The 25,179-nt window shown below is 37.0% G+C and carries 16 protein-coding genes and 1 tRNA gene; 10 read left to right on the forward strand and 7 right to left on the reverse strand.

All coding sequences use genetic code 11. The features are described 5' to 3' along the window. The first annotated feature begins 66 nt into the window (after nt 1-66). Nucleotides 67-2,001, forward strand: coding sequence for a histidine kinase dimerization/phosphoacceptor domain -containing protein (locus AB9K26_RS13235; protein ID WP_369973032.1), 1,935 nt, complete (start codon nt 67-69; stop codon nt 1,999-2,001). Here AB9K26_RS13235 and AB9K26_RS13240 read toward each other — a convergent pair. The 3 genes from AB9K26_RS13240 to AB9K26_RS13250 form a co-directional block, all read right to left on the reverse strand. Next, on the reverse strand, nt 1,998-2,612 hold the full coding sequence (locus AB9K26_RS13240) for a response regulator transcription factor (RefSeq protein WP_369973033.1): 615 nt from the start codon (nt 2,610-2,612) through the stop codon (nt 1,998-2,000). The genes AB9K26_RS13235 and AB9K26_RS13240 overlap by 4 nt on opposite strands. Before the next feature lie 97 nt (nt 2,613-2,709). Continuing rightward, the gene (locus AB9K26_RS13245; RefSeq protein WP_369973034.1) at nt 2,710-3,720 is read right to left on the reverse strand and encodes a N(4)-(beta-N-acetylglucosaminyl)-L-asparaginase; all 1,011 of its coding nucleotides are present in this window, start codon (nt 3,718-3,720) and stop codon (nt 2,710-2,712) included. 6 nt (nt 3,721-3,726) lie between these two features. Continuing rightward, complete coding sequence (locus AB9K26_RS13250) at nt 3,727-6,678, reverse strand: GH92 family glycosyl hydrolase (protein ID WP_369973035.1); 2,952 nt, start codon at nt 6,676-6,678, stop codon at nt 3,727-3,729. A gap of 106 nt (nt 6,679-6,784) precedes the next feature. On the opposite strand from AB9K26_RS13250, the gene AB9K26_RS13255 reads away from it, so the two are divergent. Together AB9K26_RS13255 and AB9K26_RS13260 are read left to right on the forward strand one after the other, a co-directional pair. Beyond that, nucleotides 6,785-8,020 carry a metallophosphoesterase gene (locus AB9K26_RS13255; RefSeq protein WP_369973036.1) on the forward strand — a complete coding sequence of 412 codons (1,236 nt, stop codon included), beginning with the start codon at nt 6,785-6,787 and terminating at the stop codon, nt 8,018-8,020. Nucleotides 8,021-8,159: 139 nt separating this feature from the next. Next, on the forward strand, nt 8,160-8,456 hold the full coding sequence (locus tag AB9K26_RS13260; RefSeq protein WP_369973037.1) for a thioredoxin family protein: 297 nt from the start codon (nt 8,160-8,162) through the stop codon (nt 8,454-8,456). Here the strand turns inward: AB9K26_RS13260 and AB9K26_RS13265 are convergent. Next, nucleotides 8,453-9,079, reverse strand: coding sequence for a polysaccharide deacetylase family protein (locus AB9K26_RS13265; protein WP_369973038.1), 627 nt, complete (start codon nt 9,077-9,079; stop codon nt 8,453-8,455). The two genes, AB9K26_RS13260 and AB9K26_RS13265, sit on opposite strands and share 4 nt — an antisense overlap. A 6-nt stretch (nt 9,080-9,085) precedes the next feature. Further along, nucleotides 9,086-12,481, reverse strand: a complete 3,396-nt coding sequence (locus AB9K26_RS13270; protein WP_369973039.1) for a DUF2723 domain-containing protein — start codon at nt 12,479-12,481, stop codon at nt 9,086-9,088. Between the two features lie 151 nt (nt 12,482-12,632). Between AB9K26_RS13270 and AB9K26_RS13275 the strand changes: the two genes are divergently transcribed. Continuing rightward, nucleotides 12,633-12,705 (forward strand) — tRNA-Gln (locus AB9K26_RS13275). Nucleotides 12,706-12,753: 48 nt separating this feature from the next. Here AB9K26_RS13275 and AB9K26_RS13280 read toward each other — a convergent pair. After that, entirely contained in the window at nt 12,754-13,578 is an 825-nt protein-coding gene (locus AB9K26_RS13280) for a universal stress protein (RefSeq protein ID WP_369973040.1), read from the reverse strand. 153 nt (nt 13,579-13,731) lie between these two features. On the opposite strand from AB9K26_RS13280, the gene rimP reads away from it, so the two are divergent. The 3 genes from rimP to infB are packed head-to-tail and all read left to right on the forward strand — an operon-like array spanning nt 13,732 to nt 18,136. Beyond that, nucleotides 13,732-14,196 (forward strand): ribosome assembly cofactor RimP, encoded by a 465-nt coding sequence (gene rimP / locus AB9K26_RS13285; protein ID WP_369973041.1) that lies wholly within the window; start codon nt 13,732-13,734, stop codon nt 14,194-14,196. A 12-nt stretch (nt 14,197-14,208) separates the two neighbouring features. After that, complete coding sequence (gene nusA, locus AB9K26_RS13290) at nt 14,209-15,441, forward strand: transcription termination factor NusA (protein WP_369973042.1); 1,233 nt, start codon at nt 14,209-14,211, stop codon at nt 15,439-15,441. Nucleotides 15,442-15,478: 37 nt separating this feature from the next. Further along, nucleotides 15,479-18,136 carry a translation initiation factor IF-2 gene (gene infB, locus AB9K26_RS13295; protein WP_369973043.1) on the forward strand — a complete coding sequence of 886 codons (2,658 nt, stop codon included), beginning with the start codon at nt 15,479-15,481 and terminating at the stop codon, nt 18,134-18,136. A 57-nt stretch (nt 18,137-18,193) separates the two neighbouring features. Here the strand turns inward: infB and AB9K26_RS13300 are convergent, their stop codons facing one another. Continuing rightward, nucleotides 18,194-18,577: an SPOR domain-containing protein gene (locus AB9K26_RS13300; protein WP_369973044.1), complete on the reverse strand. Its 384-nt coding sequence runs from the start codon at nt 18,575-18,577 to the stop codon at nt 18,194-18,196. A 243-nt stretch (nt 18,578-18,820) separates the two neighbouring features. On the opposite strand from AB9K26_RS13300, the gene AB9K26_RS13305 reads away from it, so the two are divergent. The 3 genes from AB9K26_RS13305 to nrfD are packed head-to-tail and all read left to right on the forward strand — an operon-like array spanning nt 18,821 to nt 25,176. Next, entirely contained in the window at nt 18,821-20,119 is a 1,299-nt protein-coding gene (locus AB9K26_RS13305; RefSeq protein ID WP_369973097.1) for a c-type cytochrome, read from the forward strand. 32 nt (nt 20,120-20,151) lie between these two features. Further along, complete coding sequence (locus AB9K26_RS13310) at nt 20,152-23,412, forward strand: TAT-variant-translocated molybdopterin oxidoreductase (protein ID WP_369973045.1); 3,261 nt, start codon at nt 20,152-20,154, stop codon at nt 23,410-23,412. Nucleotides 23,413-23,442: 30 nt separating this feature from the next. Further along, nucleotides 23,443-25,176, forward strand: coding sequence for an NrfD/PsrC family molybdoenzyme membrane anchor subunit (nrfD, locus tag AB9K26_RS13315; protein WP_369973046.1), 1,734 nt, complete (start codon nt 23,443-23,445; stop codon nt 25,174-25,176). Nucleotides 25,177-25,179: the final 3 nt, after the last annotated feature.

A 25,179-nucleotide genomic window follows, 5' to 3' on the forward strand; every position in this document is an offset into this window, starting at 1 on the left:
CATCCTTTTGGGTGATTTTTGGTTGACTTGGTTTTGTACTTTTGTTTCAACAACTTAAAAAAATCAATGCGATATTTTTTAACGTACTGCTTTAGTATTGCTTTTTTCAGCTTCGGAATCTCCTTTGCACAAGATGCTAAGCCTGATGCCTATCAAGATAGTTTGCAAAGTGTTATAGATAAGAACGCTCCTAAAACTTCAATTAAGGAAGCCATGTTTCTATTGGGTGAACATTTAGTTCAACGCGATCCAGAATATGCTGAAACCATTGCTAATAATTTGTTGAATAATTTTATAAATGTAAAAGACAGTAGTGAATTAAGGCGAACCAATTACATTTTTGCAGCTAGTCATCGTTGGCAAGGCGATTACAAAACAGCACTTGAATATTACCAAACCATTTACGATTATTCCAAACGAAAAAAGGACTCCCTTGATATGGCCAAAAGCGGACATTTTATTGGAACCATTAATATGTTTCTAGGTAACAATGTGCTGTCACAAAATTACTTGATTGAGGTGGCTAGTATTTATGATAAGCTGGGTACTGCAGAGCAAAAAGCTAAAATTAATAAAACCTTAGCTAGTTTTTATCTCAATATTGATCAGCTCGAAAAAGGTAAGGAGCAATACCTCCTTGCTTTGGAAGAGTTTGAAAAATTACAGGACAGCTCAGGTTTGTCCAGTGTGAATGCAAATCTTGGATTGTTATATATTGAACTTGGCGAATATGACAAAGCCGAAATGCACTTAATGAAGCAAAAAGCGCTCAATAAAGTCTTTCCAACCTTACGGGAGATGGGCTTTCACCATGATTTTCTCGGATTGTTACGTCAAGCACAAGGGCGTTTGGAAGAAGCCTATCAAGAACATTTGAAAGCCCTTCAGATTAGAGAGAATTTAAGTAGCACTTACAATTTATGCGAATCTAAGCTCAATATGGGAGAAGTGCTTATTAAGATGAAGCGTTATCCTGAAGCTATTTCACATTTAAAAGATGTATTCACATACGATGAACACGAATCCTTGTACCAACAACAGGCGGCTTATCAATTATTGTCTGAAGCTTATGAAAAACAAGGCAATCATAAGCGTGCTCTAGAAAATTATAAAGCATTTTCGAAACTCAGTGATTCGATCTATTCAGAAGAATCTTTGGAAATCATTGCTGAAAAGGATGCCCAATATGAAAAGCAAAAAAAAGATGCCGAAATCGTATTGTTGAACAAAGAAAAAGAAATCTCTGAAACCAAATTATCACGTTCTAGATCCATCATGATCATATCCTTAATTGGTCTCGGACTTTTGGCAATTGCCGCATTGGCGTTGTTGAAAATGAATAAAAAAATTAAGAGTAAGAACAATACTATTTCCAAAGCCTTAAGTGATCGTGAGTTGCTACTTCATGAAACACACCATCGTGTTAAGAACAATCTTCAAATGATTTCAAGCTTGCTGAATCTACAGTCTAAATATGTTGAAGATCCCAAAGCAATGGAGGTACTTCAAAACGGTAGAAACCGTGTGCAATCTATGGCTATTCTTCACAAAAACCTTTATGCTGGTGAAGATTTAAATATGGTCAATATCCAAGAGTATTTCAAAGGTTTGGTAAAAAGCATCTTCAGTTCTTATAACAAATCGGATACTGAAGTTATAGCTAATATTAAAGCTGAAGGCATCATAATGGATGTTGAAGCAGTAATTCCTATTGGTTTGATCGTGAATGAATTGGTTACAAACTCTTTAAAACACGCCTTTCCGAAGGATAAAGTAGAGCAGCCCGAAATTACTTTGGAGATGACTGAAACCGATAAAGATTACACGTTGATTGTTAAAGACAATGGCATCGGAATCGCTGATGAGGTGATCAATAAGGGAGACAATGAATCTTTCGGGCAACGATTAATTCGTTCCTTATCACAAAAACTGAAAGCCAAAATCGAAACTCATAATATTGATGGCACTCAGGTTAAAGTAATTGTTCCTAAAAAATCTTAATGAAGCAATTCGTTCAAGTATGACATCGTTTCTGAACGTGTATGCGTATCCAATTTTTCGTAAATATTCTTGATGTGCGTCTTTATAGTATTGATGCTCAAGAATTGATCTTCCGCTAATTGTTGATTGGTTTTCCCTTGATACAAACCTTTCAAGACTTCAAATTCCTTTTCGGTCAACGGATTGACTATTAGATTGTTTATGGTTTCTCGATTTAAATCTAAAGGAACGATGAATTTTGAAAAATTATGGAGGGCAATTTCGATGCTTGAAAAAAGTTCACGTTCATTGAAGGGTTTTACGATATAACCCATAGGAAACGTGTCTTTAGCCTTATCCACAATTTCCTTTCCCGAATATGAGGTGAGATATAGAAAAGGTGTTTTACGTGTTTTGTTAATGTGTTCCGCAATTTCAAAACCTTCAAAATTACCTTCAAGATTAATGTCTAGCAACACCAAATCGGGTTTTTTACTATCAATCACTTCCAAGGCTTCCTCTTTATCATATGCTGTTCCAACCACTTGGTAGTCCACATTGGTAAGCATGTCCCTAATATCTTCAGAGATGATAGGGTCGTCTTCAACAATTAAAACACGTATAGCTGACATAGAATCAGATTAAAGTTAAATGTAGGGATATAAACTTTAATTGAAAGTTAAGTTTTTTGATAGCTTCTAATAAATTTTTTCGATAAACGTTAAGCTATTAACTTTTTACGTAATGTTCAGCTTGCATATTGGTGTTGGTATCCTCTTGGAATTTGGTCATGGTAAATCCTTTGTGAATGGCATAACTTCCTGTGTCACCTTTTTTGTTCAAAGCAATATAACCAACTTGAAAATCTTTATAGTTACTGTTTGGTTTTGTCACAATGCGTCTAATAGCTTCTTCACAGGCTTCTTGAGGTGATTTGCCTTGACGCATCAATTCAACCACTAAAAAACTGCCTACGGTTTTCACGACTTCTTCTCCTAAACCTGTAGCGACGCAAGCACCAACTTCATTATCTACAAACAATCCTGACCCAATTATTGGTGAATCACCAACGCGTCCTCCCATTTTATAAGCCAGACCACTAGTTGTACAAGCTCCTGAAATATCACCTTTCTCATCGATTGCCAACATACCGATGGTATCGTGGTTTTCAATATTGATAATCGGTTTGTATTCACTTTTAACTTTCCATTCTTCCCAAGCCTTTTTGGATGCTTCGGTTAATAGGTTTTCAGACTTAAATCCTTTTGAAATGGCAAATTGTTCTGCACCTTTTCCTGCTAGCATGACATGCGGTGTGTCTTCCATAACCTTTCTTGCTACTGAAACAGCATGTGTGATATTTTGCAGGTACACCACAGAACCACAATTTCCATGTTTGTCCATGATACAAGCATCTAAAGTCACATTGCCATCACGATCTGGCAAACCACCTTTACCAACCGATTGCCCTTCGGCATTGGCTTCTTCAATCATACAACCTTGCTCCACAGCATCAAGGGCATTGCCATTAGCTTGAAGCACTTCCATCGCTTTTGCCGTGGCATTGGGAACATTCCAAGTGGCTATAACAAAAGGTAGTTTGGTCTTAGTTTGATTTTCTGTACTTGCAGCTGATGTACTTTTCCCTTTAGGAGATTCAGCGCAATTTACTAAAGAGCTTCCTAGTCCGATACCAACGCCAATTAAGGAGGTGTTTTTTAAAAAATGTCTACGTTTCATGGGTTTTTATTTAATAGTGATTTCATCTGCAAACAACCAGCTTCGTCCGTCATGGGCATGCCCTAAATGCCATTCTGGAAGTTCACCTAGTTTTTTGGCTACAATTTTTACATAACGCGCACTATAACCTTGCATTGAGAATTGCAGTGTTATGATTTCTGATTCTTCCGAAGGTTTTGTAGCATCAATTTTTTGAGGTGGTAAATTTTTGTAAAATCGATTCGGATTGTCAGATACATAGCATTCTACTTCGGTAGGATAGAAAATCCATGAGCGTTGATCTTGTAAAAAATTGATGCTAATCGTATCTATAGGCTTCACGCGTCCTAAATCGACAATAGCTACAAGATCTTCATTCCAATAGCCTTGCCAAGTTCCAGTTCTGAAGTCTTTAGTGCCTAAAACACCATCGATTAAGGCATTGTTACCTCCAGCATTGTATTGGTTGGCATATTCAGTTTCTAAACTGATGGAAATATTTGGGTCAATTTTGTAGAATCGTGTATTAATTTCAGCACTTTTTGTATTGCCTTTTTCTGAATAGATGTTTAATACCGTAGGCTCAGAAATTGTAAATGGTGATTTGTATTCAGCAAAGTCATTTCCGTCTGTGCTATAATAAATAGAAGCGTCATCATCAATGTTTTTTAAAACGATTTCAGTTTCACCTTTAAAAGCCACATCTCCTTTAGCAATAAAAGGGGCAGGTACGATGAGGTGGTCTGTAATTTCTGTCTTTGGTTGTTGGCCCTCGCGACTTCCCCAAACTGCTGGATTGTCATTCATGTAAAACTCTAATGTTCCTCCCTTCATGATTTCTTCATGGGTAAGGTAAGTACGATTTAATTTTTCACCATTCAGATAAGCGTATTCAATATAAATGTTTGTATTACTTAAATCATGAGCTGCAATCGTAAAGGTGTTTTCGTTTTCGAGATTAATACTCGCTCTGTCAAAAAGTGGTGTTCCGATAATATATTGATTGCTTCCTGGTGTTACGGGATAAAATCCAAGGGACGAAAACACATACCAAGCGCTCATTTGTCCACAATCTTCATTGCCTGAAATGCCATCAGGTTCATTGGTGTAAAGTTCAGTAAGAATTTGATGGACACGTTCCATCGTCTTATGAGGTCTGTTGACAAAATTGTACAGGTAGGCCATGTGATGACTCGGTTCATTACCATGTGCATACTGACCAATAAGTCCGGTAATGTCGGCTTGATTTCGGCCAGAGGTTTCATTTTCTGCTGAAAACAAATTGTCCAAAAGATTTTCAAATGCTGTTTTTCCACCGCAAAGCGTCATAAACCCGGAAATATCCTGAGGCACATAGAAGCTGTATTGCCAAGCATTGGCTTCGGTATAATTGAAATTCACTTCATAGGGATCAAAAGGAGCAAACCATGTATTTTTAAAGCGTCCACGCATGAATTTGGTTTCAGGATCTAGAATGTTTTTATAGTATTGGGCACGTTCCGTATAGGTTTTATACGCATCGTCTTTTCCGAGCGCCTTGGCCATTTGAGTAATCGTCCAATCGTCGTAGGCATATTCCAATGTTTTGGAAACCGATTCACTTTCTTCCTCAACAGGGATATAACCAAATTCCTTGTACGATTTCAACCCTAAATGATCACGAGTTGCCGAATGCGTCATGGCATCAAAAGCTTTTTCGACATCATAATCCTTAATGCCCTTGAGATAAGCATCAGCAATAACAGGAATAGCGTGGTAGCCAATCATACAACCTGTGTAATTGGCACTCAAATCCCAAATAGGCATAATGCCACCTTCATCGTATTTGGCTAAAAAAGTTTGTATGAAATCGTTGGTTTTATCTTGTTCAATGATGGTGTATAAAGGATGGGCAGCACGATAGGTGTCCCAAAGTGAAAACACGGTATAATATTCAAAATCAGAGGTTTGATGTGTTTCTAAATCCATACCTCGATAACGACCATCAACATCTTGATAGAGATTGGGCGCAATCATGGTGTGGTACAAAGCTGTATAAAAATTGGTTTTGTAATCTGTATTATCTGAATTGACCACTATTTTTTCAAGTTGGGATTCCCAAATGTCATTAGCTTCTTTTTTGATTGTGCTAAAACTTTTGTTTCCTATTTCTGAAGTAAGGTTGTTTAGGGCACCTTTTTCATCAACGACACTGATGCCCACTTTCACAAAAACAGGATCATTATTTGGATTGTCGAATTCAATGGCTGCTTTTTTACTCAAGAATTTATAGTTTTTGGAAATAGGTGTATCACCCTCAAGATAGGTTATGGATTTTATAGGTTTGGAAAACTGAATATTGTAAAACAAACGTTGGTCTTCGGCCCAAGCTTTCGAGTGTCTATACCCTGTTAAGGTAGAATCATTAAGCATTTGAATTTTATAATCAAGCAGCTGATCGCGATGCTCAAGATCGAGAATGACAAACTGATTTTCTGATGAAGGATAAGAATATTTGTGAATCCCACTTCTTTTAGAAACCGTCAATTCCACATCAATATTAATGGAATCTAATGTCACTTTGTAATAGCCAGGCTCAGCATATTCATTTTCATGCGAAAAATATGCACGATAGCCTGGTTTACCATTACTTCCATTATTAAAGTTAATAGCATTTGTAGGCATCAGTAAAACATCTCCATAATCGCTAACACCTGTTCCGCTTAAATGTGTATGTGAAAATCCGTAGATGTAATTATCGCTATAGTGGTAGCCTGAACAACCATCCCAACCATCCAATCTGGTATCTGGACTTAATTGCATCATACCAAAAGGTAAGGTTGCTCCTGGATAAGTGTGACCATGGCCACCTGTACCAATGAAGGGATTGACATAGGTAATCAAATTAGTGTCTTTTTCAGCTTTTTCAACTGTTATCTCTGACTTACATCCAATAAAAAACAATAGAGAAGTTACGGAAGCAATTAAAATACGATGCATAGAATTTTATTATGGGTAAAAGATAATAAATCTTAAGGTATCGTTAAATACTTTCTTATCTCCTTATTGCGCTTTAAATTCGATTATCTTTGAATAAAATTACTTTATGTCTCGTTGGGCAATTCGATTAATCATTCTTTCCATAATCATACTTGTTGCTGAAATTTATGCATTCCAAGCTCTTAAAACAATTACAAGAAGTCGATGGGTAAAGATTGTATGGTTACTGGTTTCTTTTTTAGTGTATGCAAATCTGCTTTACGTCATTTTTTCTACACCAAGAAGTATTGGTCAAACCATTCAATTTCAATATGCGGTTGGATTTATGCTCACGATATTAATTCCTAAGGCCATTTTGATTTTCAGCATGTTTGCTGAAGACCTGTGGAGACTAAGCTTTAAACTTTTTAGTTGGGTTTCTCCAGGCGAAACAGCACCATTACCAGGTAGGCGTGAGTTTATTTCAAAAATTGCTTTGGGATTGGCAGCCATACCTTTTGCTTCATTTCTGTATGGAATCATTCAAGGTAGATATAATTACAAAGTGCTACAATACCAACTGACGTTTCCAGATTTACCAGAAGCCTTCGATGGCATCAAAATTACCCAGATATCAGATATCCATTCTGGGAGTTTTACCAATCCGGATAAAATACAGTACGGAATTGATTTAATTAAAGAACAGCAATCCGATCTTATTCTATTCACAGGAGATATTGTAAATAATGTAGCTGATGAAATGGATGATTGGATAGACATGTTTAAAACCTTGCATGCGCCACTAGGGAAGTTTTCGGTTTTAGGGAATCATGATTATGGGGATTATGTCAACTGGGATACTGAAGAGCAAAAAATTGCCAACTTTAGAAAGATCCAAGAGCTGCATCCTAAAATTGGGTTCGATCTTTTAATGAATGAGAACCGTTTTATAGAAAAGGATGGTCAAAAACTAGCGATAATTGGTGTTGAAAATTGGGGAAAGGGTTTTAACCAATCAGGCGATTTAAAGAAAGCTTCAGCTGGAGTTAAAGATGATGACTTTAAAATATTATTGTCTCACGATCCTTCCCACTGGGAATATGAAGTGAAGAAAGACGATTTTCATTACCACCTTACCTTAAGCGGTCATACACATGGTTTGCAAATGGGGATTGAAATTCCAGGGTTTATTAAATGGAGCCCGTCAAAATATGTTTACAAACAGTGGGCTGGATTATATAATGAGTTTGGAAGGTTTATCAATGTGAATAGAGGATTTGGTTACCATGCGTTTCCTGGACGTGTTGGGATTTGGCCTGAAGTGACAGTGATTACTTTGAAAAAGGGTGAAATAGACACATAATTTACTGAAAGTGTTATATTTACTGAAAATTGCTTATTTTTATGAGTAAGACAGAGTAAATTTAAAACAATGTGTTTTAAGAGTCTATGCAAAATTTGCTTAGGTTTGTAATAACAGGTTTAATTTAATATTTAAACGTATGTCAAAATTTGGGGAACTTATAGATGTCGACATTCCTGTACTGTTAGATTTCTTTACGGAATGGAATGAACAATCTATAGCGATGCATCCAGTAATGCGAGACGTTGCTGCTGCTCTTGGAGACAAGGCCAAAGTCATTAAAATTGACGTCGATAAAAATAAGGAATTGGCTGAAGCACTTCGAGTGAAAGGCTTACCGACTCTTATTATCTACAAAAATGGAGAAATGAAATGGCGTCACAGTGGAGAACAGGATGCCAATACTCTTATTGGGATCGTTCAAGAGTATATCTAACCTAAAGTTTTAAATTCAAAGCCTTTTTCGCTAAAATGCTCCAATACTTTCGGAAGCGCATACATCATGTTTTTTGATGCCTTAATACTATCATGGAATACAATAATGCTTCCAGGGTTACTTTTGGAAATCACATTATTTAAGCAGGTTTCTTCACTAAGTTCTTTTTGCCAATCAAAGGACAGTACATCCCACATAATGACTTGATAACCTAGTTTTATAAGTTCCTTGCCTTGTTCTGGTTTTAATTGTCCATAAGGTGGCCTGAATAAGTTGGGCTCAGAGGCTATCACATTTTGAGCTTCTATAACCTCATCAATATAGGCCTTAGTTTTCGTTTTCCATCCCTTGATATGGTTTTGGGTATGGTTTCCTATAGAATGCCCTTCAGCAAGTATCTTATTGAAAATATCTGGGTGTTTTTGAATGTTATTTCCAATACAAAAGAATGTAGCCTTAGCATTATATTTTGACAAGGTTTCTAAGGTCCAGTTTGTGATTTCAGGTGTTGGACCATCATCGAAGGTTAGAAAGAGTTCCTTAGCACTGGTTTGTACATCCCAAACATAATTTGGAAACAATTTTTTGGTGAGCAAACCTGTTTTTACTGGTACTAAGTTCAAAATAAATCAATCCTCAAGTTTTAGAATGCTATCAATGGTATCTTTTGCAATATCAGCATCTTCCCTAATAAGGTCATCTTCATAAGCATCTTCATCATCATCTGTAAAGTGGTTGAAGAGTCTGAGGTAATTATTGAACTTTTCAGTTTCCTCTAATGCTAAATCCTTATCATTATAAATGACCAGTAAATCCACTAAGCTTCTATAGCGTTCAATATCGGTTACTATTTCGTCTAAATAGCGTGTTTGGTTTTCAATAGATAGATTGCTATAATAGGTAAGATTTTCTTGGTACTTTTTCACCACATCAAAATACACTTTTCGTGCTTTGTCAGTTTTCTCAATTTCATAGTAGCCACCAATAAACGGTTCTAGGAGTGTATAGTAACCAAATACATCCACTGGCATTTTTTCCATAGCTAAATCGGCTACGTTTTCAGCTTTGTCATATTGGTCTTCGTTGATGAGCGTTTCCATCAAACGCGCTAAATTTCCTCTATAAGTAATACCATTTTTACGTGTTTCTACATCGTGATAGACATTTTCATTACCACTATTTCCCCAATCCCAAGACATAACTTTATCGTACATAAGATCAGAATCTATTCTGCCCATATCAAATGGATTGGCTCTATCTATAGGTGTTTTGATTGGAACCAATTTATAGCAAAGACCATCGAGTTGGAGATAGTCTTTCATCCAAATATAATCTTCATCACTAAAGGCGCCACCTGTAAAATAAATAGGACGTTCCCAATTGTTATTGGCAACAATGTCTAACATCATCAATCGGTTTTTATATAAGGCACTTCCTTTTATTTCAATGTCTAGATATGGAAGTATAAGATCTGCATCTTTTTCTTTTACAATACCATTCTCCAGCACTGAATTTTTGTCCACTGGAATTCTTACATAACGTGTTGGGAAATAGTTGGAATTTAAGAGCTGACTTGGATAACCAGATGGATCTTCATTTTCACGCTGAACCAAATACTTAAGTTTATATTTGGGATCATCATTACTAATGAAATTCATGAAATCTTTAATCATAAGCGTATCCTTAGTAATCTCCCTTCTCATGATGTAATCTCGAGTCCCATATTTGTACTGATCATGTGTTAGTTGAGATGGGATTGGATCACTTTCATAAGCTTTTCGCTTCATTTGGTCAATATACCAATCGGTTTGAAAAAGGCTGGTATTGACCACTCGAACATCTGTGCGCACACCTTCAATTTCTTGCAAGTACCACAAAGGGAAACTATCATTGTCACCTATCGTAAACAAAATGGCATTTGGAGCACAAGACTCTAAATATTTCCTAGCCATGGCATTAGCTGTGTAACGATCTGAACGGTCATGATCATCCCAATTGTTTGCTGCTAGAATACCTGGTACAAGCACCAAACACACCAAAGATACAGCTGGGCCGAGAAGATTTGACTTAACTTTGGTTCTTAGGAAATCATAAATACCATAAACACCAAAACCAATCCAAATGGCAAACACATAAAATGAGCCTACAACCGAATAATCACGCTCTCTAGGTTCAAAAGGTCTTACGTTTGTGTAGAATTGGATAGCTAATCCCGTGAACAAGAAAAACACCAACATCACCCAAAAACGTTTAGGGTCTTTTGACATAAGATATAAAAACCCGATGAGCCCTAAAATCAATGGTAGCATATAATACGTGTTTCTAGCTTTATTGTTTTCAACGTCACTTGGTAATTTATCTTGAGACATTCCCAAGTGCATCTCATCAATAAATTTGATGCCACTTATCCAGTTTCCATGCAAATCGGTGTATTTTCCTTGGATATCATCTTGGCGTCCAGAAAAATTCCACATAAAATAACGCCAATACATGTAACCTAATTGGTATTCCAACATGTAAAAGATATTATCGGCTAAGGAAGGTTTTTCGATTTCAAGATATTGTTGTCCAAATTGTTTTAGGAACATATGGTAGTCTTCATAATCAATTTGTCCTTGCATAACATCCTTTCGGAAGGCGTTGACCTGCTCATTGATATTTCTGAGTGTAAAATTTGAATACTGACTAGCCTCATCATTAGTATAGCCTTGAGCTATAGCTTCGTTGTAAAGTGTAATGCCAAGATCGGGTTTGATTTTAAAATCCAATAACCCTGTAAACATCATATAGTTTTCAGCATGTTCTGTACTCCACATTCTAGGCAAGACTGCAGCATGTTCGGAGTTGTAGTTTTGTTTGGCGTTTTTATACTCGTTTACAATAACATATTCTCCTTTTTCATAATCCTTTTCATATTTAGGCTTGTCATCAACGTAAGGGTTGTTCTCATCTAAGCCAGTGTACTGCTCGGTAAACAAAGGGCCATAAAACAAATGGGTTTCTGGGTATTGCTCTAAATTGTAATAAGCCAATAGTTCTCGAGCACTTGATGGGTTGTTTTCATTGATGATGACGTTGGCATTAGCTCTTATAGGAAGCATAAGCCACGAAGAAAATCCGATGAAAATAAAAATCAAACAGAGTATGAGTGTGTTGGCATATTTATACCCCTTTTTTCTGGTCTCCTTTAATCCGAAATAAAATGCAGCAATCAATACAAGTCCAGCAATAATAGAGCCCGAATTAAATGGTAGGCCAACTGTATTCACAAAGAAAATTTCAGAAATACTGAAGAGCTTTAAGGCATTTGGCAGTAACAACTTAAAAATGAATAATAATATAGCAATAGCAATAGCATTAGCAATTATGAAGTTTTTAATGGTTACCTCTTTATAGTTTTTAAAGAAGTAAATAAGTCCGAGAGCAGGAATGGTTAGGAGTCCCATAAAATGAACTCCGAAGGAAAGTCCAATCACAAATGCAATTAAGATAAGCCATTTATGTCCTCTTGGTTTATCCATGTCTTGTTCCCACCGCAATCCTAAGTAAAAAAGAATGGACATAATCAAGGTTGCCATTGCATAAACCTCAGTTTCTACAGCATTAAACCAAAATGAATCTGTAAATGTAAAGGCTAAACTTCCTACAAATGCACTTCCAAGAATCGCAATAAAAGTCTGTTTCGAAATGTCTTCACTTTTTGCAATCAATCGTTTCAATAGGAGCGATATGGTCCAAAACATAAATAGAATGGTAAACGCACTGGCAACAGCGCTCATCATATTGAGCATCATACCAACCTGTGAAGGTTCTAGCGCAAATAGAGAGAAGAAAGCCCCTAACATTTGAAATAAAGGCGCTCCAGGCGGATGGCCTACTTGTAGCTTTGATGAGGTAAGAATATACTCTCCAGCATCCCAGAAACTAACGGTTGGTTCAATGGTTAAAGCATAAGTTATGAGTGCTATGATAAAGGTGAACCATCCTAAAATGAGGTTCCATTTCTTGAAGTTGAATGCGGACATATCCAAGGTCTATTATATTGCGAGCGAATTTAGTGATAAAAATATGAAACCCTAAAGTTTTTAAGTAAACGTTATGTTTTTTTGATTATTTTAGGAAAAATTATTTGTGCAAATAAAACTTTGTACTAAATTTGCACCCTCAATCAAAGATTGGCCTATGGTGTAACTGGCAACACGTCTGGTTTTGGTCCAGAAGAGTCTAGGTTCGAGCCCTAGTAGGCCAACAAAAAAGTCTTCCATTTCGGAAGACTTTTTTATTCACTTAAGTCATTTTAAATTTTGAATGTTATCACTGGTCGTTTGGCGTGATTCACTAAATCTTCACTTATACTGCCATTGAAAAAATGAGCAATGCCTTGTCTGCCATGAGTACTAATGCCAATAAGGTCTGCGTCAATGTCACTTGAGAAATTCAAAACGCCTTTCTCGACACTTTCATCATTATAAATATTTACCGTATAGTTTTTAAAACTATAGTCTTCAATGAACTTGTTAATGCGTTCTTTTGCTTTTCGTGTCGTTGTAAAGTTTCCTGCAGTGTTAACCATGAGCAGATGAATTTTGGCACCAAAAGTGGTTGCTAATTCAGTAGCTTGACGATAGGTTTCTTTATTATCATTTTTAAAATCGGAAGCAAACACAAAATCGTCAATACTAAAATCCTGATGCTCATTCTTAATGACAAGCACAGGAACATCTGAGGTTCGCACGACCTTCTCAGCATTGGAACCGACAAACATTTCTTTGAAACCACTTGCGCCATGAGATCCCATGACAATCATTTCTGCGTTGTTTTCATGACAGATTTCAACAACACTATTGAAAGAAGCTTCAGGTTTTACAATCTCTCGCACTTGAATATCTTTTAAATAATCACTCTCCATAATGTCCTTGAATTTTTTTTGAGCCATTTTCATAAAGAACATAACTTCTGGTACTTCAACATGCGCGCTAACAGCATCAACTTCTTGCATTGGAATTTCCAACATATGCAAGAGATAAATTTCACTGCCATATTTTTTTGCTAATTGAGCCGCTACCTTTAAGGCGTTTTCGGCTTCTTGTGAAAAGTCTGTGGGAACTAATATTTTTTTCATACGGATGGGATTATTTACAATTACATAAATTTAATAATAAAATTCGATATATCACAGGTTGTGTAAATCAATATAAATGTTGTATATTTGCATCGTTGTTTGAAGAAAAAAGAATAATGAGCGGACGTAAAGTCCGCTCTTTTTATACTGAAAATGTTCAGAGATACCGTAAAAAATTTACTGGAGGATAGTTTAGAACAGCGTAAAGATCTGTTCTTGATTGATTTTGAGGTCACTGATAGTAATCAAATCAGAATCGTCATCGATGGCGATAACGGTGTGTTGGTTGAAGACTGTATGTTTATAAGTCGTGCGGTTGAACACAATTTGGACCGTGAAGAACAGGATTTTTCAATCGAGGTGCACTCTGCTGGAGCAACATCGCCTTTGGTTGATAAACGACAGTATAAGAAAAATATTGGTCGTTTTTTGAAGGTAACTACTTCTGAAGACCAAACCATAGAAGGAAAATTAACCCAAGCCAATGACGATAAAATTCTTCTAGAATGGAAAGCTAGAGAACCAAAACCTGTTGGCAAAGGAAAAGTAACTGTAAAGAAGCAAGCAGAACTATCTTATGATACGATCTCTAAAGCTCAAGTAGTAATAAAATTTTAATTCAAGATAGAAATGGAAAATATTGCGTTAATTGATTCTTTTTCAGAGTTTAAAGATGAAAAATTAATTGATCGTGTAACGTTAATGGCGATTTTGGAGGATGTGTTGAGGAATGCGTTAAAAAAGAAGTATGGCGATGACGATAATTTCGATATCATTATCAATCCAGATAAAGGAGATTTGGAAATTTGGAGAAATAGAGTGGTTGTAGCAGATGACGAAGTAGAAGAACCAAATCAAGAAATCGCTTTGTCTGAGGCCCAGAAAATCGAGCCTGATTTTGAAATTGGAGAAGATGTTGCTGAAGAGGTGAAGTTGGTTGATCTTGGTCGTCGTTCAATTTTGGCATTGCGCCAAAACCTGATTTCTAAAATCCACGAGCATGACAATACCAATATTTATAAACAATTCAAGGATTTAGAAGGAGAAATATATTCTGCTGAAGTACACCATATTCGTCATAGAGCAATCATTTTATTAGATGACGATGGAAATGAAATTATCCTTCCGAAGGATAAACAAATTCCTTCAGATTTTTTCAGAAAAGGTGAAAATGTCAGAGGTATCATTGAGAGTGTTGAGCTTAAAGGAAACAAGCCAGCAATTATCATGTCAAGAACCTCTCCTGTTTTCCTTGAAAAATTATTTGAACAGGAAATTCCAGAAGTGTTTGATGGTTTGATCACTATTAAAAAAGTAGTTCGTATTCCTGGAGAAAAGGCTAAAGTGGCCGTAGATTCGTATGATGATCGTATTGATCCTGTAGGAGCTTGTGTTGGTATGAAAGGGTCTCGTATCCATGGTATCGTTAGAGAATTAGGAAATGAAAATATTGATGTTATCAATTATACTAATAACCTTAACCTATTTATCACAAGAGCTCTAAGTCCTGCACGTGTGACGTCAATAAAAATTGATGAAGAAAACAAACGTGCTGAAGTGTTGTTGAAACCAGAAGAGGTGTCAAAAGCGATTGGACGTGGTGGACACAATATTAGATTGGCTGGTCACTTGACAGGTTATGAAATTGATGTCTTTAGAGAAGGTGCAGAAGAAGATGTTGAGTTAAAAGAGTTTTCAGATGAAATAGAAGGTTGGATCATCGAAGAGTTCAGTAAAGCTGGATTAGACACCGCAAAAAGTGTCTTGGAACAAGATGTTGAAGACCTTGTTAAAAGAACCGATTTAGAAGAGGAAACCATCCTTGATGTCATTCGTATTCTTAAGGAAGAATTTGAAGAATAAAATATTTTTAAGTTATATTACAAGCAATTAGCAATTTATGGCTCAAACTAGATTAAATAAAGTATTACGCGAACTCAATATTTCTATTGATCGTGCTGTTGATTTTTTGGAATCAAAGGGTGTCGACATAGATAAAAGTCCGAATACAAAAATATCAGAAGACGTTTATGCAATGCTCTCCGATGAATTTCAAACCGATGCCAACAAGAAGATGGCATCGCAAGAGGTTAGTGAGGCTAAGCTCAAGGAAAAGGAAGAGCTGCGTGAACAGCGTGAGCGTGAATTAGAGGAGAAGGCTAAAAAGGAAGAAGAAGCTAAGAAAGTTGTTAAGGCTAAAGCTGACTTAAGTGGTCCAAAACAAGTTGGTAAGATTGATTTGGATGCCCCTAAAAAAGCTGAAAAGAAAGAAGAGCCTGTTGCTGAGGCTAAAGAAGAAGAGGCTTCCAAGCCAACTAAAGAGGAAGTCAAGGCTGAAACCAAAAAAGAGCCTGCTAAAAAACCTGCAGAACCTAAAAAAGAAGTTGAAGAAAAGCCTGCTGATGATAAACTAAAAACGCAGTACAAAAAACTCTCAGGTCCTACAATTGCAGGTGAAAAAATAGATTTGTCTAAATTCAATAAGCCTAAGAAGAAAAAAGAAGACAAGAAATCGACTGATTCTGATAGTGGTAAAAAGAAGAGAAGACGTATTAGCAAAGGTGGAACCGGTGAGAAAAACTTCGGAAATAAAGGCAAAGGCAACTTAAAGAAAGGTAAAGGAAGGCGCTCAAATGTTGTTAAGGAAGAGCCAAGTGCTGAAGAAGTGCAAAAACAAGTAAGAGAGACGCTTGAAAAACTTCAAGGGAAATCCAATAAAGGTAAAGCGGCTAAATACAGACGTGAAAAGCGTGATCAGCATAGAGAACAAACCGAAAAAGAGCTTCAAGCTGAAGCAGCTGAAAGCAAAGTATTGAAAGTAACCGAATTTGTTACTGCTAGTGAAGTGGCAACAATGATGAATGTATCGGTTACCGAAATTATTTCAGCTTGTATGTCGCTGGGAATGATGGTTACAATGAACCAACGTTTAGACGCTGAAACCTTATCTGTTGTTGCTGATGAATTTGGATATGAAGTAGATTTCGTAACGGCTGATATTGAAGAGTCTATCGAAGAAGTCGAAGATAAGCCTGAAGATTTAAAACCACGTACTCCAATTGTGACCGTAATGGGTCACGTAGATCATGGTAAGACGTCGTTATTGGATTATATCCGTAAAGAAAATGTGATTGCAGGTGAGTCTGGTGGTATCACACAACATATTGGAGCTTATGGTGTGAAATTGGATAACGGACAAAAAATAGCATTTCTTGATACACCTGGTCACGAGGCCTTTACGGCAATGCGTGCTCGTGGTGCTCAAGTAACAGATATTGCAATTATTGTGATTGCGGCTGATGATGCCATTATGCCACAAACCAAAGAAGCTATTGCGCATGCCCAAGCGGCAGAGGTGCCAATTGTTTTTGCAATCAACAAAATTGATAAGCCTGGTGCTAATCCCGATAAAGTAAAAGAAGGATTGGCTAATATGAATCTATTGGTTGAAGATTGGGGTGGAAAAATCCAATCCCATGATATTTCAGCCAAGAATGGTACAGGCGTTAAGGAGTTATTGGAAAAGGTATTGCTTGAAGCCGAATTATTGGAATTGAAAGCTAATCCGAATAAAAGTGCTAATGGTACTGTTGTGGAGGCCTTTTTGGATAAAGGTAGAGGATATGTATCGACTATTTTAGTTCAAGCAGGAACTTTAAGAGTTGGTGATTACGTATTGGCAGGTAAGAACAGTGGTAAAGTGAAGGCTATGCACGATGAGCGTGGAAATGAGGTAAAAGCTGCTGGACCATCAACACCTGTTTCAATTTTAGGATTGGATGGTGCGCCACAAGCTGGTGATAAGTTCAATGTGTTTGAAGATGAACGTGAAGCGAAAACCATCGCTGCAAAACGTACACAATTACAGCGTAAGCAGTCAGTAAGAACGCAACGTCATATCACTTTAGATGAAATTGGAAGACGTATTGCGTTAGGTGACTTTAAAGAGCTGAATATTATCTTGAAAGGTGACGTGGATGGTTCTGTGGAAGCTCTAACAGATTCCTTCCAGAAATTATCTACTGATGAAATTCAAGTAAATATCATCCATAAAGGAGTTGGTGCCATTACTGAAAGTGATGTATTGTTGGCAACTGCTTCAGATGCTATTATTATTGGATTTAACGTGAGACCAATGGGTAATGCACGTCAAATAGCTGAACAGGAAGAAATAGATATTAGAACCTATTCTATTATTTATGATGCTATCAATGATCTTAAAGATGCTATGGAAGGCATGTTATCTCCTGAACTTAAGGAAGAGGTTACAGGTACTGCTGAAATTAGAGAGACCTTTAAGATTTCTAAGATTGGTACCATTGCTGGATGTATGGTGACTAGTGGTAAGATATACCGCAACTCTGGAATACGATTGATTCGAGATGGTGTTGTTATCCATACAGGAGAACTAGTGTCATTGAAGCGTTTCAAGGATGATGTTAAGGAAGTGTCTAAAGGATATGATTGCGGAATGCAACTTAAGAATTACAACGATATTCAAATCGATGATGTTCTTGAAGCCTTCCAAGAAGTAGAGGTAAAAAAGAAATTGAAATAAAAATTCATCAATAAAAAAAGGCGACCAACTTTGGTCGCCTTTTTTTATGCTATACAGTTACTTCTTGTCATTTTTGGGTTTAAAAATAAACGCATTGATATATTTTTTTTTGATCTTCAAAAGCGCTTTGTCGGCTTCTAATCGACTTCTAAAATTGCCCACCCAAATTTTAGTGTTTGGCGAATCATACTCCATGCTTACAGGCCATTCATAATAACTGTCTAAAAATGCCCTTTTGGCATTTTCTGCTCCAGAACGTGTTCCAGAATAAATTTGGATTTTAAACAAATTAACGGTTTCAATGTCTTTTTTGTATTCCAATAATTTGTCAATATCGCTATCCTGATCAATGGTTACGGTTCCATCTTGAGAATAGCTCAAAAATGAAAACAAAAACAATGTTAACATTGAAACAAAAACCTTTTTATTAATTCTGGCCATAACTTTAAATTTTATACAAAGAAAATGATTTTTTTTAAGAGCTAACCCATTCGCTATAAATAGACAACGATTTTAAGGTTTAAAATCTTATTTAGAATCTTTATAAATTAACTATTAACACTTCACTAACATTTCGCAAATCCACTTTAAGTGTTATTTTTGCGTGAGATTTTACAAACGTTTTTTTCAAATTCTTTGATGAAAAAATCATACCAAAGTTTAGAAGATAATTCAACTAACACTATGATACAGGTGATATACCGTAAACTAACATCAAATTTTCTCAATTTAGGGTTAGTTTTTTTACTCACGATTTCCACCTCACTTACTGCCCAAGAAGGTGATCCTGCAAAAGGTAAGACTATATTTAATACACAGTGTGCTGCATGTCACCAGTTAGATAGAAAAATGACTGGACCTGCGTTACGTAACGTGGAAGCGCGTCTTGCTGAGGAGCAAGGGTTAGATCGTGAATGGTTAAACAAATGGATTCGAAACAGTGCTGGGTTAATCGCTACTGGAGATGCTTACGCAAACCAGATTTTCAACGAGTACAACAAAACACCGATGACTCCTTTCCCGCAGTTGACAGATCAAGATATTTCAGATATTTTGGCCTATACAGCTCAACCAAAACCAGAGCCTGTTGAAGTTAACGGAGGTGGAGGCGAAGGCGGTTCACAGTCTGAAACAGGTATTTCAAATAAACTTATTTTAGGAGCTTTAGCAATTTTATTTGCCTTGTTGGGCATGGCCTTGATTTTGGTTCGTAGAACATTAAATCGTTTTGCAGAAGCAAAAGGCATTGATATTACACATGAAGACAAAACCGTTCCAATCTGGAAAGCATTTGTTCAGAACCAATTCTTAGTATTGGTGTCTGTTATCTTCCTGTTACTGGCAAGTGCTTATTTTGTGTACGGTTACTTATCTCAAATTGGAGTAGATCAAGGTTACGAACCTGTGCAGCCGATTCACTATTCTCATAGAATACACGCTGGAGACAATGGTATCGATTGTAAGTATTGCCACTCTTCGGCTAGAGTTAGTAAGCATTCAGGTATTCCATCATTGAACATCTGTATGAACTGCCATAAATCAATTTATCAAGTTGCAGAGGAAACGCAAGCAGAAGGGTTGAAAGAATATGGTATTGATTACAATGCTGAAATCAAGAAACTGTATGCGGCTGTAGGTTGGGATGATACAGAGCAAAAATATACTGGTGAAACAAAGCCTGTAAAATGGGTGCGAATTCATAATCTGCCTGACTTCGCATACTTTAATCACTCACAGCACGTATCTGTAGCTGGTGTTGAGTGCCAAACATGTCATGGACCTGTTGAGGAAATGGAAGTGATGTATCAATATTCACCACTAACCATGGGATGGTGTATCAATTGTCACAGAGAAACAGAAGTAAATGTTAAGGATAACGCTTACTATACGAAAATACATGAAGAGTTATCTAAAAAATATGGTGTAGAAAAGTTAACAGCTGCTCAAATGGGTGGTTTGGAATGCGGAAAGTGCCATTATTAAAAGTTTAATACGAAGTAATTCAATTATATCATATGTCATCAAACAAGAAATACTGGAAAAGTGTTGAAGAGCTGAACGATAACAGTTCTATTGTTGAGACGCTAAAGCAGAATGAATTTGTCAATGAGATTCCTACAGATGAATTTTTAGGTAATAAAACATCTCTAGAATCTTCTTCTACGACACGTCGTGACTTTCTTAAATATGTAGGGTTTAGTACTGCAGCTGCTTCCTTGGCAGCTTGTGAAGGACCAGTAATCAAATCGATACCATACGTTGTGCAACCTGAGGAAATCATTCCAGGTGTTGCCAACTACTATGCAACAACTATTGCTGATGGTTATGATTTCGCTAGTGTTTTGGTTAAGACCAGAGAAGGTCGCCCTATTAAAATTGAAAACAATGATTTAGCATCCACTAATGGAAGTGCCAATGCTAGAGTCAATGCTTCAGTTTTAGGTTTATATGATATTATGAGAGTAAAGTCTCCTATGAAAGGAGAGAATGCTATTTCTTGGTCAACATTTGATGTAGAAGTTGGTCAAGCTTTAAAAGATATTCAAGCTTCTGGAAAGCCAATCGTGTTGTTGACTCAGACTTATGCAAGTCCGTCAACTTCAAAACTAATTTCTGAATTCGCTAATAAATACGGAAATGTTCGTCATGTCATTTATGATGCTGTTTCTGAATCTGCTGCTTTAGATGCTTTTGAAGGGAAGTACGGAGAACGTGGCTTAGCTAATTATGACTTTTCAAAAGCAACAACTATTGTTTCTGTTGGAGCTGATTTCCTAGGAGATTGGCAAGGTGGCGGATTTGATTCTGGTTATGCTAAGGGACGTGTGCCTAAAAATGGCAAGATGTCTAGACATATTCAGTTTGAATCCAATATGTCATTATCAGGTGCCAATGCCGATAAGCGTGTGCCTTTAACTCCAAGTCAACAAAAACTTGCCTTGGCTAAATTGTATAGCTTAGTGGTTGGTGGTTCTGCCTCTGTAGAGTTACCAGAGCACATTAATCAAGCTGTTCAAAATGCAGCTAACGAATTAAAGAAAGCTGGAAGCAATGGTGTTTTGGTTACAGGTATTCAAGATGTTAATGCACAAACTGTAGCCTTAGCTATCAATGAATCTTTAAGCAGCAAGGCTTTTGATCCTAAGACGCCAATAAAAACAAGACAAGGTAATGCTAAATATGTATCGAGTTTAGTTGCCGATATGAAAGCTGGAAAAGTTGGTGCTATTCTTATGAATGGCGTGAACCCAATGTATACTTTGCCTAATGCAGCTGATTTTGCTGAAGGTTTAGAAAAAACAGACTTGTCTGTAAGCTTTACAATGAAGGCCGATGAAACATCTTCATTGTGTGATTACATTGCTGCTACACCTCACTACTTAGAATCTTGGGGAGATGTTGAAATGAAAAAAGGTCATTTCAGTGTGATGCAACCAACGATTCGTCCATTGTTTGATACAAGACAATTTCAAGATACCTTATTAAAGTGGACCGATAACGATAAAACCTATCGTGAATATATGAAAGAGGTTTGGGGTTCTTCTATTTTAGGGGCAAGCTCATTTAATAAGGCTGTTCAAGATGGTGTATATGTACCTGGAGTTTTTGGAAGTGGACCAAATGGATCTTCTTCTCAAACGGTTACAACATCTGAGTTGAAAGATAAGAAAGATAGAACCTTTGTTGGAGGTATTATTCATGATGTTGCCGTTGGTGTCGGACTTAAAGAGGAAGACAAAGACGAATACGTAACAACGACTACAACTACCTCAAGAAGTTCAAACAATACAGCTACTGCAACAGCAGTTTCAGCTGGAGCTGCTGCAAGAGCATTGGCGTCTTCAGCAAGTACTTCAGGAATGGAGTTGCAATTGTATGCTAAAACAGGAATGGGAGATGGTCAACAAGCCAATAACCCTTGGTTGCAAGAGTTTCCTGATCCAATAACTAGAACATCTTGGGATAACTATTTAACAGTATCTTCTGCTGATGCCGAATCTTTAGGATTGGTTAATGAGCACGAAGCTACTGGAGCTTTAAACGGAAGTTATGCCAATGTAACTGTTAATGGTGTCACGGTTAAGAATGTGCCAGTTATCATTCAACCAGGTCAAGCAAAAGGGTCTGTCGGACTTTCTTTTGGATATGGTAGAACAGCTGGATTAAAAGATGAAATGAAAACAGGTGTTAACGCCTACCCTTTATATCAAGACTTCAATAATGCACAAAGCGTGACCGTTGAAAAAGCCACTGGAATGCATGAGTTTGCTTGTGTTCAGTTGCAAAACACCTTGATGGGACGTGGCGATATCATAAGAGAAACAACACTTGAGATATTCAATACTAAAGATAAGAATTACTGGAATCCAATTCCAAAAGTGTCATTAAACCACGTTGAAACTCCTGTAACATCTCCAGAAGTTGATTTATGGGATGAATTCGATCGTTCGGTTGGACATCACTTTAACTTGTCTATCGATTTAAATGCCTGTACAGGATGTGGCGCATGTGTGATTGCATGTCATGCTGAAAACAACGTTCCTGTAGTTGGTAAGGAAGAAGTAAGACGCAGTAGAGATATGCACTGGTTGCGTATTGACAGATATTATTCTTCGGAAGATACCTTCAAAGAAGATAATGAGAAAAAAGATGGCTTCTCTGGTTTGTCAGGAGACAAAGGATCGCTTGGTGGATTTGGAGAATTAGAACATCCAGCGGATAATCCTCAAGTTGCGTTCCAGCCAGTTATGTGTCAGCACTGTAACCACGCACCTTGTGAAACCGTTTGTCCTGTGGCAGCAACATCACATGGTCGTCAAGGTCAAAACCATATGGCATACAACAGATGTGTTGGTACGAGATATTGCGCGAACAACTGTCCGTATAAAGTGAGACGATTCAACTGGTTCTTATATGCTCAAAATGATGAGTTCGATTACCACATGAATGATGATCTTGGTCGTATGGTGTTGAATCCAGATGTTGTGGTACGTTCTCGTGGTGTGATGGAAAAATGTTCAATGTGTATCCAAAAAACACAGAAAACAATTCTGGATGCTAAACGCGACGGAAGAGAAATTAAGGATGGAGAATTCCAAACAGCATGTTCTGCAGCTTGTAGTAGTGGCGCAATGGTATTTGGAGATATCAATGATAAAGAGAGTAAAGTTGCAAAACTTTTGAAAGATGATCGTATGTATCACTTACTGGAAAGTGTCGGTACTAAACCTAATGTTCAGTACCATGTTAAAGTGAGAAATACAACTGAAGCATAAAAATTAATTAAGAAACAATTATAACAGATTATGGCGTCTCATTACGAAGCACCTATTAGAAGACCCTTAGTTACCGGAGAGAAATCCTATCATGATGTATCGATTGATGTGGCCGCTCCAGTAGAAGGTAAAGCGAATAAATCGTGGTGGATTGTATTTTCAATTTCATTGGTAGCTTTCCTTTGGGGAATTGGGTGTATCATATACACGATATCAACAGGTATCGGAACTTGGGGTTTAAATAAAACCGTTGGTTGGGCTTGGGATATTACTAACTTCGTTTGGTGGGTTGGTATTGGTCACGCAGGAACTTTGATTTCTGCCGTACTTTTACTGTTCCGTCAAAAATGGAGAATGGCAATTAACCGTTCTGCAGAGGCAATGACAATTTTCTCTGTTGTTCAAGCAGGTCTTTTCCCAATTATTCACATGGGTCGTCCATGGTTAGGTTACTGGGTATTACCAATTCCAAACCAATTTGGTTCCCTTTGGGTAAACTTTAACTCACCATTACTTTGGGACGTATTTGCAATCTCAACGTATTTATCGGTGTCATTGGTGTTCTGGTGGACAGGTCTTTTGCCAGATTTCGCTATGATTCGTGATCGTGCTGTTAAGCCTTTCCAAAAGAAAATCTATTCCTTATTAAGTTTTGGATGGACTGGTAGAGCTAAAGATTGGCAACGTTTTGAAGAAGTATCATTAGTCCTTGCCGGTTTAGCGACACCTCTTGTACTTTCAGTACATACAATTGTATCCTTTGACTTCGCAACGTCTGTAATTCCTGGATGGCATACGACCATATTCCCTCCATACTTCGTTGCTGGAGCGATTTTCTCTGGATTCGCGATGGTAAATACTTTATTGATTATCATGCGTAAAGTATGTAACCTTGAAGATTATATCACAGTGCAACACATCGAATTGATGAACATTGTCATCATGATTACAGGTTCAATTGTTGGTGTGGCTTATATTACTGAATTATTTATTGCATGGTATTCTGGAGTTGAGTACGAACAGTATGCGTTCTTAAACAGAGCAACAGGTCCTTACGCTTGGGCATATTGGGCCATGATGACCTGTAACGTATTTTCTCCTCAGTTCATGTGGTTCAAAAAATTACGTACAAGTATCATGTTCTCATTCTTTATCTCTATTGTGGTAAACATCGGAATGTGGTTCGAGCGTTTTGTGATTATCGTTACCTCTTTGCATAGAGATTACCTGCCATCATCATGGACGATGTTCTCACCAACATTTGTTGACATTGGAATTTTCATCGGAACCATCGGATTCTTCTTTGTATTGTTCTTGTTATACTCTCGAACGTTCCCTGTGATTGCGCAAGCGGAAGTAAAGACAATTTTGAAATCATCTGGACAACGTTATAAGAATATAAGAGAACGAGGCGATAGTTTAGTTGGAACAGGTGCAGATGAAAGAACCTCAGTACATAAATTACCTAAGGAAACAGCTGAATCACATTTAACGGTTGACAATTCAGATAAAATCAATAGTTTGTTGTCAACAGTTGGGTCTTTTGATTCTAAAACTGAAACTGCCGATGATTTAAAGAAGATCAGTGGTGTAGGTCCAAAAATGGAAGAAGCGTTAAACAGTATTGGAATCTATACCTTCCAACAGGTAAGCAAGATGACCAAAAAAGAATACGATTTAATTGATGAGATCACAGGATTATTCCCAGGAAGAGCGGAACGTGATGATTGGTCTGGTCAAGCTAAAAAATTAATAAACAAATAGTAC

It is taken from the genome of Psychroserpens sp. XS_ASV72 (genome assembly GCF_041224425.1).
GTDB lineage: Bacteria > Bacteroidota > Bacteroidia > Flavobacteriales > Flavobacteriaceae > Psychroserpens.